The sequence below is a fragment of the Afipia clevelandensis ATCC 49720 genome (assembly GCF_000336555.1).
GTDB lineage: Bacteria > Pseudomonadota > Alphaproteobacteria > Rhizobiales > Xanthobacteraceae > Afipia > Afipia clevelandensis.
On sequence record NZ_KB375281.1, the window covers coordinates 3,738,957 to 3,753,620 of the forward strand.

The window sequence follows — 14,664 nt, forward strand, 5'->3', positions numbered from 1 at the left end:
CAAGCCGGAGCCGGTGGCTCCGGCTTTTTTGTTTGGTTCTGCGATCTGAAAGAAAAAAGGGGTGCGGCCGGCATCACCACGGCCACACCCCCGTGAGCCGGTCGATTAGGGGCAGGGGGACTGACCGGCTGTTAATACGACGCGGGCTTCACGAGAATGTTCCTGACGCCGCCGGATTTTTCTTGCCGTCGTCCGTTACCGCGCCGGAACGAAAGCCGCGCCAGCCACGTTGATTTGCAGAGCCGCGAAGGCGGCATGACAAACAAGTAGGGGTGGCAGATGGCTAATCTGGCTTCTGGAACTCTCGGAGTGGTGGCAGGCATGCTGGCACTGGGTGCGGTGCATCTGGAAGTTTCCGCCGGCAACGATCTGCTCGGTCCCATGCAGCAGGGTGGTGCGCAGTTCGCGGCGCCCCGTGCGGAGCCGGTCAAAATCAATGTCGATCGTTCTGCAAAGGGCGATCGTGCCGCGACCGTAACGCCGGTGGGCGGCGTCACGCTCTCGTTCAGGGTGCCGGGAGCGGAGGACTCCTCCGTCATGGTGCGGATGCCATCAGGAGGTGCGGCAGACGCACGCAAGTCACCAGCATCCACGTCCACTGTCGGCAAGGGATCGTCGGCCGGGAGCCGTCCTATCGCCTGTGAGCCGGTGGTAAGCGTGTTGACGGCGGTTGCCAGGCAGCTTGCACCGGGCCGGTGCGTCACCTGACCTCGCACTGTGTTGCTGCAAAAAAAAGAGCGCCTGTCAGGCGCTCTTTTCGTATGTGTGTCACGGAATACGGACAGCTCGTTTATTCCTCAGGCTCGGGCTCGTCCTGAGCCTGCCGCCGGCTCGCCATCACGCCAAGCGCGATGCCGCCAATCGCGACGATTGGGATGATGCGTTTCAATCCAATGGTCCGCACGATCTGAAGGCCGGCCGCCAGCACCATGGGATCACTGAGCGCGGCCTGCATCGTGGATTTCGCGGCCTCGACCGGCCGCTTTTTGATCTGGCGCTTGCGTACCATGTAGGCGATGGCTGCCAGCATGGTCGCGATGAAAAACACACCTGCTCCCGCGAAGCATGCTTGCAGCAGTCCGTATTTTTCCAACACGAAGACAAAAGCTGCAGCGCACAGGAAGCATGTCGTGATGAACAGCAGGACTGCGACGGCGATGGCCAGGGACGTCAGGCGCAGCGCGCTGCCCGTGCTTTCGCGAAAGTCATCCATAAACTTCTGAAGCATCGAAAAATCCGATCAGTATCGGTCAAACGAAAGCCGCCATCGGCTTGCAAGCCGATGGCGCCGGAAATCGGCAAGTCAGCGGCGCCATGTCACGCCGATCAGAAAACCCAATCCGACGGCGAGGCCGACGGCGGCCAGCGGACGCTGGGTGATGGCGTCTTCGAGCGATTCCTCGAGCGTCCCGGCATAATCCTGCGCTGCCTCAAGCGCTTCACTGCCCCGCTGGCTGGCATCCGACATCATGGAGTCGACGTTGGCGCGGGCCTGCTTGTAGGTGCGCCGGGCCTGCTTGCGGGCATCGCCCTTGAAGGCTTCGATGACATCGGAAATCTGGTCGGCGAGTGCGGAGATATCGTTTTTCACGGCTTCTACATCCTTCTGAAGGCGTTCATAGGTGGCTTTGTCGGTCATCTGCCTCATCGCGTCTTCACCGTCGGTGCTCGACATCAAAAACTCCTGCAAAACCTGGGATGGCCGCGTTGCCTGCAGCGGAAACGCACGATTTCCCTGAAGGTTCCATGACTAGTCGCCGGGCAGCCGGGTGTCCTTGACCGGCATCAAGTGCTCTTTGATGACCAGGCCGACAATCAGGATCGGCGACGACAGAAACGCGCCCATCGGCCCCCACAGCCAGGTCCAGAATGCCAGCGCGAGGATGACCGCCAGCGCGTTCAGCGCGAGCCGCCGGCCGATAATGGCCGGAGTGATGAAATGGCCCTCGATAAAGGCCGCGAGGGCGAAGCAGCAGGCGGCGATCAGTCCGCCGGCAAGCGTGGAGGCGGTGATGATGCCGACCGCGGCCAGCACGACGAAGGTGACGATGGGCCCGATGATCGGAATGTAATTGAGCGTCGCCGCCAGGGCGCCAAGGCCTGCGGGATTCGGCATGCCGGTCACCGCGCAGATCAGTCCGGTCGCGATGCCAAGGCCCATGTTTATCATGGTGACGGTGAGCAGGTAGCCGCCGAGATTGCTTTCGATGGCATTGAGGATACGCAGTGTGCGAAGCCGTGAGTCATGATCGGGAAATGTCAGGACGAGGGCGCGGCGCAGATCCGGCCAGCTTGCGATGAAGAGCACCAGGACTGCGAAGAACAGAAGAATTTCGGTAAATGTCGGCGACAGAAATTCGAGCGTCGGTTGAACCCATTCGATTTTCGGCAGCGGAAAACCCGCGTCGGACGGTGTGCCGCCGAACATGCCCTGCACCTGATGCCAGAGCGCGATTGGCCGGTCGAAGATGTGGAATTTTTCCTTCAGCGAAGCCTGAAGCTCCGGAAGCTGCGTGGTCCAGTCCATCACCGGCGCGGAGATCAGCGCAACCATGAAAGCCAGTCCGGCGCAGGTCACTGCCACGATCAATACGGCCGAAACCGAGCGCGGAATTCCATGTCGTTCGAAAAATTTGGCCGCCGGCGACAGCATGGTGCCGACGATCAATGCCGTCACAGCGGGAAGAAAAAAGGCCCGCGCGACGTACAGCACGGCCATGAGGCTGATAAGCAGCAGCGCAAGCAACGAGAACGAGACGATTTCGGCGTGACCGACGCTCCATGCCCGCGGATTTTCGTCCTCCTCCGGTGACAAAGCCACCGGAGGATTTGGTTCGCGCACCTTCCGGCGCAGGTCGGGCACGTCAGATTCTACCGAGCAGCAGCAGGATCACCACGATCACCAGTATGGTGCCGACAATACCCGAAGGGCCGTAACCCCAGTTGCCGCTGTAACCCCAGCTTGGAATGACGCCGAGCAGGATAAGGATCAAAAGAATGACCAGAATTGTGCCAAGAGACATGATGAAGTCCTCAATTTTCTGAACCGGCCCCAGCCGGCCTTCGGCTCCGGTAACCGGCAGCAGCACCCAATGTTCCCGGCCAGCGTATGAACCGGCCCCGTGCTGGCCTGCACAAACATCCGTTGCGAGAGACAGCGCCGGAACCAAAAGCCGTGACGGCGCGTTCGTCTGATGTCCGCATCACACGATGCCTTTCGCAGGAATCGAGGCAGGCCATGACCCATTCGACGCAGCCTTCACGGAATGGACTTCAGACGCTTCGGAATTCCATTGCTCAGATTTTCGTCAATTCCCGCCGGGGATTTGCCGTCGCGGCGATCTTGCTGCCCGCTGGCCTCGCAACGCCCGCATTGTCGCAGACCATGGGCTATGCGGGATATGCCGCCGCGCCTGCGCAGGGCTCGTTCTGGTCGGATCAGAACGCGCTGCCGTCGCCCGGAGCGGTTGAGGATGAAAGCGACAGCGCTGCTGTCCTGCCCGAGCGACTGCAGCGCAAGGTCGTTTCCTATGCGACCCGCGAGGCGCCGGGCACCATCGTGATCGATACCGGCAATACGGTGCTTTACTATGTGCTCGGCCAGGGCCGCGCGATCCGCTACGGCGTGGGTGTCGGACGCGAGGGCTTCACATGGTCTGGCGTGCAGACCGTGAGCCGCAAGGCGTCATGGCCCGACTGGCATCCGCCCGCAGAGATGATCGCGCGCCAGCCCTATCTGCCGCGGTTCGTCGCCGGGGGTCCGGGCAATCCGCTGGGCGCCGCGGCGATGTATCTCGGGTCCAGCGCCTATCGCATTCACGGCACCAACGATCCGTCGACCATCGGAAAATTCGTGTCCAGCGGCTGCATCCGTCTGACCAATGAAGACGTGCAGGATCTGGCCAGCCGCGTGTCCATCGGCGCGAAGGTCGTGGTGCTGCCCAAGAGCGGACGGATCGAGGCCGATGCAAAGCCGCGCATTAACGTTAGCAAGCCAATGCGGATCAGCGCGTCACAAAACATCAAATTGAGCGGACTAAATTGAACTAAAAGTTGCGAAGGCGATGTACCGGATGCGCAAGCTGGAAGAGGGTGTCATGCGTCAGTTCAAGTTGGTTCGTCGATCGGCGGCGATCGCCGTGGTCGCATGCGCCGCGATTGCGGCCGGTACGCCGTCCGCGCACGCCCGCGATTTCTTCTCCACGTTTTTCGGCGGCGTTTTTAACGACAATGTCCGTTCGAGCCCACCGCCGATGCCGTTCGCGGCTCCCGATTTCGGAGACTCGTCGCAGCCGTCCGGCCGGCGCGTGAACATTTACGGTGGCAGTTACGGATCGACCACCTATTGCGTCCGGACCTGCGATGGCCGTTATTTTCCCGTGACCGCGTCCGAAGGGCAAAGCAAGGCTGAAGCCTGCCGGAGTTTCTGTCCGGCGGCCGAGACAAAAATCTTCCACGGCGGTTCGATCGACCATGCCTCGAGCGAAACAGGCAAGTCCTATTCCGATCTTCCGAATGCATTCCGCTATCGCACCGAACTGGTTGCCGGCTGCTCCTGCAATGGCAAGGAAACCGGTGGCCTGGCCTCAATGAAAATTGAGGACGATCCAACCCTGCGCAAGGGTGACATCGTCGCCGGTGCGAACGGTCTGATGATTGCCGGAAGCAGCCGCCGCAGCGCGGCGCTGAATTTTACGCCAGCGCCGAAATCCATCCGCGCGAAATTCGAGCGGCTGCCGGTGGTGGCGTCACAGTAAGCACGGGCTTGCTGTTCCCTGGATGGAACCAACCCTCATGCCGCGGGTTGAAGGTACGGGATGCGGGGCCGACGGTCTCGCACCTGTTTCGATTGCATGAGGGGTTGTCATGTCCTTGCTTATCAGCGTTCTGATTACGTTTCTTGTCGTTATTCTCGTTCTTTATCTGGTGAATCTTCTGCCGATTGACGGCCGCGCCAAGCAGATCGTCCGCGCAATCGTCATCATCATCGGCATCATTTCGATCCTGAAATATCTGGCTGTGTTTTAAGCGTCAGTTTTTCGGTTTACTGAAGTCGTATCGACCTCCGCTCGTCCCCGCGAAAGCGGGGACCCGGATCAGATCGCGGGAATGAGCGGGTGGAGGGTGTTTGGATCAACTCACACTGGCACAGTGCGCGAGACAAACAAAAGCCCCGGCAATGCCGGGGCTTTTTCAGTCTGAACGAGGCGTCGCTTACTTCAGCGTGCCGAACCAGTCGTCGACATCCTTCTTCACCTGGTCCTTGGCATAGCCATAGCGCTGCTGCAGCTTGCCTTCGAGCTGTTCGCGGCGGCCTTCGATGACATTGAGATCGTCATCGGTGAGCTTGCCCCACTTTTCCTTCGCAGCGCCCTTGAACTGCTTCCAGTTGCCTTCAACGCGGTTCCAATCCATCGGTGATCTCCTGTGTGGTGATGCCCGATAACGACGAGATGCGGTGAATGTTCCGCATCAAGCCGCCTTCACGCCGCCGAGGAACACGCGCACCTCGTTGCGCAGTTCGTCCGATTGTTGCGACAGCCGACCGGCTGCCCCGAGTACTTTTTCCGCGGCGGAGCCGGTGTCCGTCGCGGCCTGCCGGACGCCGCCGATATTGGCGGTGACCCCCGCCGTGCCGGCCGAGGCAAGCTGGACGTTCTGCGCGATTTCCTTGGTGGCGACGGATTGTTCTTCCACCGCCGCTGCGATGGCCGACGCGATCTTGCTGATGTCGTCGATTGTGGTGCCGATGTGCTGGACCGCGCCGACAGCATCGCGGGTCGCAACCTGAATCTCGTCCACCAGCGCGGAAATCTCCTCGGTGGCCTTCGCGGTCTGGGTGGCGAGGCTTTTAACTTCCGTCGCCACGACGGCGAAGCCGCGGCCCGCTTCGCCCGCGCGTGCGGCCTCGATGGTGGCGTTGAGGGCGAGCAGGTTGGTCTGCGACGCGATCGTCTGGATCAAGGTGACGACCTCGCCGATTTTCTGTGCGCCTTCGGCCAGCGCCTGCACGGTCTGGTCGGTCCGTCTGGCTTCGGCGACCGCGGTGTTGGCAATGGTGGCCGATTGCGTCACCTGACGGCTGATTTCGCCGATGGATGACGACAGTTCTTCGGCTGCGGCGGCGACGGATTCGACATTAAGCGAGGCCGTTTCAGCGGCGGAGGCGACAGCGGTGGACTGCTGGTTGGTTTCCTCGGCGGTTGCCGACATCGACTGGGCCGTGACCTGCATGTCGTTCGAGGCGGTCGACAGGAGTTGCACCAGATTCCCGACCTTGGCTTCAAACTCTCCGGTCAGCCGTTCCATCTGTGCCGCACGGCGCTCTCTGGCGGATCGCTCGTTGAGCTGTTCGGCTTCCAAGCGCTCGCGCTCGATGCCGTTCTGCTTGAAGACCTGCACGGCGCGGGCCATGTCGCCGATTTCATCCTGCCGTTCGGTGTTCGGCACTTCGGCGGCGTAGTCCTGTTGCGCAAGACGGGTCACGACCGCGCCAAGCTCGGTCAGCGGCGCGACCACGCGGCGCGCGAAAACGAAATACAGGATTGCGATGAATGTGACGGCCGAGAGGATGGTCATGATCTGGGCGATAAGACCCATCCAGCGCGCGCGGGCCTGAGCGCTTTCCGCCTCAAGCCGGGCGCGGGAGTTCATCTGGCTCTGGAATTCATTCAGCGGCTGCACGATCACGGCCTTGTTGCGATCGTAGTCGGCGTCGAACATCAGTTTGCGGGCCTGTTCGAGATCGCCTTTCGCGACGGCGGCCATGGCCGCCTCCTCGGTCTTGATGAGTGCGTCGGAGTTGGCCTTGGCCTTTTCGATCAGATCGAGCTCGGCCTTCGGGGCGCCAAGCTGGGTCAGGCGCTGAACCACGCGGTCGCGGGTCTTGGTTTCTTTGACCTCGCGCCAGTAGGCATCGTAGTGCTTCTTGTCGCCGAAAATGGTGTAGCGGCGCGCTTCGTTGGTCAGCAGGTCGGAGCTGGCGGCAAGATCCGCGCCCAGTTGTTTGAATTCCGCCTGCCGCGTGACGGCCTGCCGTTCGGATTCAGTGCTGGCGTCGGCGATCCAGAGACTTATGCCGGTGACGGCGGCCAGTCCGATGGCTGCGATTGAGGATAGCTTCGTGGCAAGCGATGCACGCATGGAGTTCTTCTTCCTTCGGGGGGCCTGCATTCGCGCAGGAAGGGCGGGTCAATCGTCGAGGTGAATCAGCCTGGAGCTGCCACCGGACCGATCTTTCGCGTGGCCCCGTTAAGACTGCGTAAACCGTAAAAGCGTTCGCACCGCGATACCGCCCAAACAAAAACCCCGGCGCAGGCGCCGGGGTTTTCGTCTTCATATCAATAGTCCGTGGGTCAGCCTGCGGCCTTCGCTTCCTTGCGGCGAGCGTGCAGGATGAACTCGGTGTAGCCGTTCGGCTGTTCGCGGCCCTTAAACACAAGGTCACAAGCCGCCTGGAAGGCGATGCCGTCGAATTTCGGCGCCATCGGCTTGTAGAGCGCGTCACCGGCGTTCTGCTTGTCGACGATCGCCGCCATGCGTTTGAGCGATTCCATCACCTGATCCCTGGTGACGACGCCCTGATGCAACCAGTTGGCCAGATGCTGCGCCGAGATGCGCAGCGTGGCGCGGTCTTCCATCAGGCCGACATCGTGAATGTCCGGCACCTTGGAACAGCCGACGCCCTGATCGATCCAGCGCACCACGTAACCGAGGATGCCCTGGCAGTTGTTGTCGATTTCCTGCTTCACATCGTCCGGCGCCCAGTTCGACTGCGAAACCGGAATGGTGAGGATGTCCGACAGCTTCGCCTTCGCCCGGCTCTTCAGCTCCTTCTGCCGCGCTCCGACATCGACCTGATGATAGTGTAGCGCGTGCAGCGTCGCAGCGGTGGGCGAGGGGACCCAGGCGGTGGACGCACCGGCCTGCACATGCGCGATCTTCTGCGCCAGCATGTCGGCCATCTTGTCGGGAGCGGCCCACATGCCCTTGCCGACCTGGGCGTGACCCGGCAGGCCGTTGGCGAGGCCGGTGTCGACGTTCCAGTCCTCGTAAGCCTTGATCCAGGGCTGCGCCTTCATGTCGTTCTTGCGGATCATCGGGCCCGCTTCCATCGAGGTATGGATTTCGTCGCCGGTGCGGTCGAGGAAGCCGGTGTTGATGAAGCAGATGCGCTGCGCGGCGTTCTGGATACAGGCCTGCAGGTTCACCGTGGTGCGGCGTTCCTCGTCCATGATGCCGACCTTCAGCGTGTTGGCGGGGAGGCCGAGCATTTTTTCCACACGGCCGAAAAGGTCGACCGTGAGCGCGACTTCGTCCGGGCCGTGCATCTTCGGCTTGACGATGTAGACCGACCCCTTGCGGCTGTTCTTCAGCTTGCCCTTGCCTTTCAGATCGTGAATGGCAAGCAGGCCGGTGACGGCGGCATCGAGAATGCCTTCCGGAATTTCCTCACCGTTGCTGTCGAGCACGGCGTCGGTGAACATGTGATGGCCGACATTGCGGATCAGCATCATGCTGCGGCCGTGCAGGGTCAGCGTGCCCTTGCCATCCGCCGTGGTGTAGGTGCGGTCCGCGTTGAGCGCGCGGGTCAGCGTCTTGCCGCCCTTTTCAAAGTCGGCGGACAGCGAGCCGTCCATGATGCCGAGCACGTTGCGATAGACAAGAACCTTGTCCTCGGCGTCGACGGCGGCGACCGAGTCCTCCATGTCCAGAATGGTCGAGACAGCAGACTCAAGGATCATGTCGGCGACACCGGCCGGATCGTCCTTGCCGATTGCGCTGTTGCGGTCGATCACCACGTCGATGTGCAGGCCGTTGTTGACCAGCAGGATCGAGGTCGGCGCGGCGGCATCGCCCTGATAACCGGCGAGCTGCGCCTTGTTCTTCAGCGCGGTGGCGTTGCCGCTCTTGAGCTTGGCGGCGAGCTGGCCGTTCTCGATGTGATAGCCGGTCACGTCGCTGTGGTTGCCGGTGGCGAGCGGTGCGGCCTGATCGAGGAACGCCTTGGCCTTGGCGATCACCTTGTCGCCGCGCGCCTTGTTGTAGCCTTTGCCGCCTTCGCTTGGGTCGTGCGGGATTGCATCGGTGCCGTAGAACGCATCATACAGGCTGCCCCAGCGCGCGTTCGCCGCGTTCAGCGAGTAGCGCGCATTGGTCAGCGGCACCACAAGCTGCGGGCCGAACATGGTGGCGAGTTCTTCGTCGACATTTGCGGTCTGCACATCCTTCGCCGCGGGCTCCGGCTGCAGATAACCGATCTCCTTGAGGAAGGCGGTGTAGGCGTTGATGTCGAATGCCTTGCCCTTGTTGGCCTTGTGCCAGTCGTCGATCTTCGCCTGTAGCGTGTCGCGGGTCGCGAGCAGTTCGCGGGTGCGCGGCGTCAGATCCTTGACGATCCCGGCAAGGCCCGCCCAGAAGGTATCCGGTGCAATGCCGGTGCCGGCGGTCGCTTCCTTGGCAATGAAGTCGGACAGAACAGGAGCGATCTTCAAACCGCTGGCGTCGATACGTTTCATGATAAATCTCGCGGAACACGGCGAAAACGGTGCCGTCCTGGGCTTCAGGATGAGGTGATTGGATACCGCTTAAGGCGGAAAGACTGGCCACTTTTAACGCCAAATCCAAGCAAAAGAGAAGTCCCTTCCCCGGGCCGAACGGGCCCAGGTCCTCGCCGCTGTTTTGGGCAGCCGCGACCGGTGTGCTGCGGGACACGCCTTGGGTTGGCGGCTAATTTCGCTGTGCGAGACAGGCGGCGAGGCGGCCGTGATGACGGCCGCAGTCTTGGAGGTTATGCCTCGGACATCAGATATTGGCCGCGAGGTCGTTGAGATCGCCGAACAGCACGCCGGTCTCGGCCAGCAGCCGCTCGATCGCTTCGGCGCCGTCGGCGACCGAACGTGCCGAGGTGTCGATGATGAGTTCGGCATTGGCCGGAGGCTGATAGTCGTTGGCGATGCCGGTAAAGCTCGGCAGGTCGCCCGCGCGTGCCTTGGCGTAGTGCCCCTTCGGATCGCGGCTTTCGCACACCTCCGCCGGAGTCGCGACATAGACCTCACGGAACAGATCGTCCGCGATACGGCGTGCCTGTGCGCGGTCTTCGCTTGAAGGCGAGACAGCGGCGACAATGGCAATGTGTCCGTTGCGTGCAAGATGGGTCGCGACCTCAGCCAGGCGGCGGATGTTCTCGGCGCGATCCTTCGGCGAGAAGCCGAGATCGCCGTTGAGTCCGGCGCGCAGCGTATCGCCATCGAGCAGTAGCGGCGAGCCGCCACGGCTGAACAGCTTGCGCTCCAGTGCGCGCGCCAGTGTGGATTTTCCGGAGCCGGGCAGGCCGGTCAGCCAGATCACCGCGCCGCCATGGCCGTAACGCGCCGAGCGCTCGTCTGGACGCAATGCGGATTCGACCGGCACGATATCGACCGGAATGGCCCGCTGGCCGGAATCGACGCTCAATACCAGACCGCCGCCCGCGATGCGGCCGTTGACCTCGATCACCAAGCGGCCGGTGCGCGGATTTTCAGTGTAGGGGTCGGTGGCAACCGGCTTCGCCAGCGCGATGTCGATCTCGCCGACATGGTTGCGGCCGATAGCGGCAGAGGCCACGCTTTCAAGCTCGCCGGGATCGACCGCCTTGTCGATGGCGACGATGGTGGCGCGGCTTTCCATGGTGCCGAGACGCACCAGAACCGATGCGCCGGCTTTCAGCGGTGCGTCATGCAGCCAGAAAATGCGGGCGCGCAGGCGGCGTGTGTCGCGCGGCGCGGCCTTGACGTGGGCGATGATGTCGCCACGCTCCAGAAACAGTTCGCGGTCCAGCGTAATGCCGACCGAGCGGCCTGCGCCTTGCCGCACATGAAGCGGCGTCTGCGGCCAGCTCTCGACCGACTTGACCTTCGCGACCTTGCCGGTCGGCATGATCACGATTTCATCGCCGGTGCCGATGTCGCCAGATTCAACGCGGCCCGCCACAATGCGCCGGTCGTCGAACTTGTAGATCGCCTGCACCGGTAAGCGCAGCGCCAGTTCGTCGAGCGGTCGGGCCGGGGTCAGGTGATCAATCGCCTCCACCACGGTCGGGCCTTGATACCAGCCGATATTCGCGGTGCGTTGGGTGACGCCGTCGCCATCACGCGCGGAGATCGGGATCACCGCAGTGGGCGTGACGCCGAGGCCGGTGAGATGTGCCGAGATTTCGTCGCTGATTTCCGCAAAACGCGCCGCGCTGTAATCGACGCGGTCCATCTTGTTGACCACCACGGCAACCTGCTTCACGCCAAGCAGGTGCAGCAGGTAGCCATGACGGCGGGTCTGGTCGCGCACGCCTTCCAGCGCGTCGATAATCAGGATCGCGCCGTCCGCCTGCGAGGCGCCGGTAATCATGTTGCGCAGGAATTCGGCGTGGCCGGGCGCGTCGATCAGCACCACATCGCGCGAGGGCGTGCGGAAACGGATCTGCGTGGTGTCGATGGTGATGCCCTGGTCGCGCTCGGTCTGCAGCGCGTCGAGAAGGAACGACCACTCGAACGGCATGCCGCGCCGTGCGCTGACCGCTTGCAGCATTTCCAGCTTGCCGTCCGGCAGGCTGCCGGTTTCGTGCAACAGGCGGCCGACCAGCGTCGATTTGCCGTGGTCGACATGGCCGACAATGACGATGCGCACCTGCGGGCGGGTAAGCTCGTTCGGCGCGGAAGCGAGGGAAGCCTCGGATTCGATTTTCGATACAGCGATGTTCATCGGGGCGCTCATATGACGTCAGAGGTAACCGGCGACACGCAGCCGCTCGAAGGCATCTTCGGTTTCGTGATCGAGCGCGCGGCCGGCGCGCTCCGGAATTTTCGTGGCTTTCAGCTCGGCCAGGATCTCCTCGATGTTCGAGGCGTCCGACACGACAGGATTGGTGATGTCCTGATCGCCCAGCGAGCGATAGCGCTTGCCGTTGTTCGACAGATAGAGCGGAATGATCGGAATGTTCTCGCGCTGGGTGTAGGCCCAGATGTCTTCCTCGGTCCAATGCAGGATCGGGTGGATGCGCAGGTGCGCGCCCTGCGGCGGCGATGCGTTGAAGTGATCCCAGAATTCGGGCGGCTGATCGCGCACGTCCCAGCCGCCTTCAAGACCGCGCGGTGAAAACACGCGCTCCTTGGCGCGGGTCGCTTCCTCGTCGCGGCGGATGCCGGCGATCAGGCCGTCGAAGCCATATTTGGCAAGAGCGAGCTTGAGGCCTTCGGTCTTGCGTGCGGCGGAGCGGGCCGCGGGCGGCAAGGTGGGATCAATTTCGTCGATGGGCGGGCAGTAATCCACTTTCAGATCGAGGCCCCATTCCTTCGCGTATTGATCGCGGAAGGCATACATCTCGGGGAATTTCTTCTGCGTGTCGACATGCAGCGCGGGGAACGGCACCTTGCCGAAGAACGCCTTGCGCGCGAGCCAGATCATCACATTGGAATCTTTGCCGAGCGACCAGAGCAGCGCCAGTTTCTTCAGCCGGGCGAAGGCTTCGCGGAAAATGTAGATGCTTTGCGCTTCCAGTTCGTCGAGATGATCCATCGACGGCGCGGGCCTGGACACAAGCGAGCCGGGCGCCAGCGCAGCCTCGGGCACAAGAACGGACTTCGGTGCGGAAGACGCTGCCAGAGATGTCGCCGAAGGAGTGGCCATGGGATTACTCCGTCCCGGGCGCGGGCTGTGCCCGCAGGCCGGTGTGAGCGCGGGATGCAACAGCACGCGTGCGGGGCAGGTCGCCGTCCGGATGTGACACGAGAAGATGCATCTCTTTAGCGCGGGGTTCGTGGTACAGATTTCTAAGTTTGCGGCGCAGCGTAGAAGAAATAATTTTCTATTTATGCCGCTTGCAAGATACATAAATAGAAAATAATTTCAGTCAACCCCGTAATTGGGGAGCGGAGTTTCACATGCGGTTTCTGCCCGTCTTTCTCGACCTGCAAGCTGGACCAGTCGTTCTGGTCGGGCAGGGCGAGCTTGCGCAAGCCAAGCTGCGGCTGCTGCTGGCGGCGGATGCGCGCGTGCGCTGGTACGCGACCGACGGCCGTCACGATGTCTCGCGCCTTGATGCGGCCGCGGCGTCTCGCGTCGAGCGCGCCGAGGGCGATCCGCTCACCGCCGACCTTTCCAATGTGATCGCGGTTCTGTGCGCGGGCGCGGGCGAGACCGGTCACGCCATGGCTGCTCGCGCACGTACGCTCGGCGTTCCTGTCAACGTGATGGACGAAGTGGCGCACTCGACCTTCATCTTCCCGGCGATTGTCGATCGCGGTGATGTCGTGGTTGCCGTCGGCACCGGCGGCGCTTCACCTGTTGTCGCGCGCCGGGTGCGCGAGCGCATCGAGGCGATGCTGCCGGCGCGGATCGGCGATCTCGCCTCCTTCGCCGGCCGCTGGCGCGATGCGATCAAGGCTCGGCTTCCCGATGTGGCGATGCGCCGGCTGTTCTGGGAGCGCGTGATTGACGGCCCGATCGGCGCGGATGTGCTGGCCGGTCGCGTCAGCGATGCCAACCGCAAGCTGACAGCCCTTCACGATCCGGTGGCGTTCGCCGCGAGCGGCGGCGAGGGGATTGTCACGCTGGTCGGAGCTGGTCCCGGCGATCCGGATCTTCTCACCGTCAAGGCGCTGCGCGCGTTGCAGGACGCGGATGTGGTTTTCTACGATGATCTGGTGTCGCCCGAAATTCTCGACCGTGCGCGCCGCGATGCCGCGCGTGTGCCGGTGGGCCGCCGGGTCGGCAAGCCCGGCATTGGACAGGACAAGATTCATCGCCTGCTGATCGAGGCCGCTCAGTCCGGAAAGCGTGCTGTGCGGCTGAAGGGCGGCGATCCCTTTATCTTCGGGCGCGGCGGCGAAGAAATCGCGGCGCTGCGCGCGGCGGGCGTCGCTTACGCCGTCATCCCGGGCATCACCGCCGGCCTCGGCGCTGCTTCACAATTCGAGGTGCCGCTGACTTATCGCAAGGAAGCGCTACGGATCACTTTCCTCACCGCGCACAAGGCGGAAGATGCCGGCAATGTCGACTGGTCCGCGCTGACCGACACCAGGATGACCGTCGTTGTCTACATGGGCATGACGGCGGCCCCGGCCATTCGCGACGGCCTGCTCGCCGCGGGGCGTTCGCCGGATACGCCGGTCGGTGTATTCGCGCGCGTGACGCGGACCGATTCGCAAGCCGTGGTCGGCACGCTTCGCGATCTGCCCTCGCTCGCCGATCAGGTGAAGGCCGGTCCCGCCATCCTGATCATTGGCGACGTCGTTTCCCGCTCCGCTCCATGGCGGAACGGACAAGTCCAAGCAACCCCCGATGACCTCATCTCCGACCTGTTAATGGCTGCCGAATGACCTCACCTCTGCAACAGAAAATCAAGATCACCGGTCCCTCCATCGTCACCGCCAATCGGACTCGCGACGGCGCGGTGATCTATCGGACCTCGACCCACGACTGGTCGGTAAAACTCGGCGATGCGGCCATCGTGCGCAACGCCGACGACGCCCGGGCGCTGCTCGCCGAATCCGTCGCCGACGATGTCGGCTCTGTGGGCGCCTATATCGCGCCGGTGGAAATCGGCGAGGACGGGATTCAGCCCGGCAACCTGCGCGAGAAAATCCGTCAGCAGGGCGTGACGATTGATCTTCTCGTCTCGGCCTGAGCCGC

At 62.8% G+C, this 14,664-nt stretch carries 15 protein-coding genes; 6 read left to right on the forward strand and 9 right to left on the reverse strand.

The annotated features are described in order from the left end of the window. The first annotated feature begins 279 nt into the window (after window positions 1-279). On the forward strand, window positions 280-708 hold the full coding sequence (locus tag HMPREF9696_RS17890; RefSeq protein ID WP_002714454.1) for a hypothetical protein: 429 nt from the start codon (window positions 280-282) through the stop codon (window positions 706-708). 82 nt (window positions 709-790) lie between these two features. On the opposite strand, the gene HMPREF9696_RS17895 is transcribed toward HMPREF9696_RS17890, so the two are convergent. The 4 genes from HMPREF9696_RS17895 to HMPREF9696_RS17910 all read right to left on the reverse strand — a co-directional run bounded on the left by HMPREF9696_RS17895 (window position 791) and on the right by HMPREF9696_RS17910 (window position 3,023). Then, on the reverse strand, window positions 791-1,228 hold the full coding sequence (locus tag HMPREF9696_RS17895) for a hypothetical protein (RefSeq protein ID WP_002714455.1): 438 nt from the start codon (window positions 1,226-1,228) through the stop codon (window positions 791-793). Between the two features lie 75 nt (window positions 1,229-1,303). Next, window positions 1,304-1,675, reverse strand: a complete 372-nt coding sequence (locus HMPREF9696_RS17900) for an ElaB/YgaM/YqjD family protein (RefSeq protein WP_002714456.1) — start codon at window positions 1,673-1,675, stop codon at window positions 1,304-1,306. A gap of 75 nt (window positions 1,676-1,750) precedes the next feature. Then, the gene (locus HMPREF9696_RS17905) at window positions 1,751-2,863 is read right to left on the reverse strand and encodes an AI-2E family transporter (RefSeq protein ID WP_002714457.1); all 1,113 of its coding nucleotides are present in this window, start codon (window positions 2,861-2,863) and stop codon (window positions 1,751-1,753) included. A 1-nt stretch (window position 2,864) separates the two neighbouring features. Continuing rightward, complete coding sequence (locus HMPREF9696_RS17910) at window positions 2,865-3,023, reverse strand: DUF3309 family protein (RefSeq protein ID WP_040302152.1); 159 nt, start codon at window positions 3,021-3,023, stop codon at window positions 2,865-2,867. A gap of 215 nt (window positions 3,024-3,238) precedes the next feature. Between HMPREF9696_RS17910 and HMPREF9696_RS17915 the strand changes: the two genes are divergently transcribed. The 3 genes from HMPREF9696_RS17915 (at window position 3,239) to HMPREF9696_RS21510 (ending at window position 5,028) form a co-directional block, all read left to right on the forward strand. Then, window positions 3,239-4,045: a L,D-transpeptidase gene (locus tag HMPREF9696_RS17915; protein WP_002714459.1), complete on the forward strand. Its 807-nt coding sequence runs from the start codon at window positions 3,239-3,241 to the stop codon at window positions 4,043-4,045. Window positions 4,046-4,097: 52 nt separating this feature from the next. Then, the gene (locus HMPREF9696_RS17920) at window positions 4,098-4,757 is read left to right on the forward strand and encodes a DUF2865 domain-containing protein (protein ID WP_157170039.1); all 660 of its coding nucleotides are present in this window, start codon (window positions 4,098-4,100) and stop codon (window positions 4,755-4,757) included. Between the two features lie 109 nt (window positions 4,758-4,866). After that, window positions 4,867-5,028, forward strand: a complete 162-nt coding sequence (locus HMPREF9696_RS21510; protein WP_002714461.1) for a Thivi_2564 family membrane protein — start codon at window positions 4,867-4,869, stop codon at window positions 5,026-5,028. A gap of 186 nt (window positions 5,029-5,214) precedes the next feature. On the opposite strand, the gene HMPREF9696_RS17925 is transcribed toward HMPREF9696_RS21510, so the two are convergent. From HMPREF9696_RS17925 to cysD, 5 genes are all read right to left on the reverse strand, one after another. Further along, window positions 5,215-5,415 carry a CsbD family protein gene (locus HMPREF9696_RS17925; RefSeq protein WP_002714462.1) on the reverse strand — a complete coding sequence of 67 codons (201 nt, stop codon included), beginning with the start codon at window positions 5,413-5,415 and terminating at the stop codon, window positions 5,215-5,217. 57 nt (window positions 5,416-5,472) lie between these two features. After that, the gene (locus HMPREF9696_RS17930; RefSeq protein WP_002714463.1) at window positions 5,473-7,143 is read right to left on the reverse strand and encodes a methyl-accepting chemotaxis protein; all 1,671 of its coding nucleotides are present in this window, start codon (window positions 7,141-7,143) and stop codon (window positions 5,473-5,475) included. 212 nt (window positions 7,144-7,355) lie between these two features. Beyond that, window positions 7,356-9,518, reverse strand: a complete 2,163-nt coding sequence (locus HMPREF9696_RS17935; protein ID WP_002714464.1) for a malate synthase G — start codon at window positions 9,516-9,518, stop codon at window positions 7,356-7,358. A gap of 286 nt (window positions 9,519-9,804) precedes the next feature. Then, window positions 9,805-11,736 carry an adenylyl-sulfate kinase gene (gene cysC / locus HMPREF9696_RS17940; protein WP_002714465.1) on the reverse strand — a complete coding sequence of 644 codons (1,932 nt, stop codon included), beginning with the start codon at window positions 11,734-11,736 and terminating at the stop codon, window positions 9,805-9,807. 18 nt (window positions 11,737-11,754) lie between these two features. Further along, complete coding sequence (gene cysD, locus HMPREF9696_RS17945; RefSeq protein ID WP_040302155.1) at window positions 11,755-12,549, reverse strand: sulfate adenylyltransferase subunit CysD; 795 nt, start codon at window positions 12,547-12,549, stop codon at window positions 11,755-11,757. A gap of 365 nt (window positions 12,550-12,914) precedes the next feature. On the opposite strand from cysD, the gene cysG reads away from it, so the two are divergent. Continuing rightward, the gene (gene cysG, locus HMPREF9696_RS17950) at window positions 12,915-14,351 is read left to right on the forward strand and encodes a siroheme synthase CysG (RefSeq protein WP_002714467.1); all 1,437 of its coding nucleotides are present in this window, start codon (window positions 12,915-12,917) and stop codon (window positions 14,349-14,351) included. Next, a complete protein-coding gene (locus tag HMPREF9696_RS17955) occupies window positions 14,348-14,659 on the forward strand; it encodes a DUF2849 domain-containing protein (protein WP_002714468.1) in 312 nt (103 codons plus the stop codon). The genes cysG and HMPREF9696_RS17955 overlap by 4 nt, the downstream gene beginning before the upstream one ends. Window positions 14,660-14,664 lie beyond the last annotated feature (5 nt).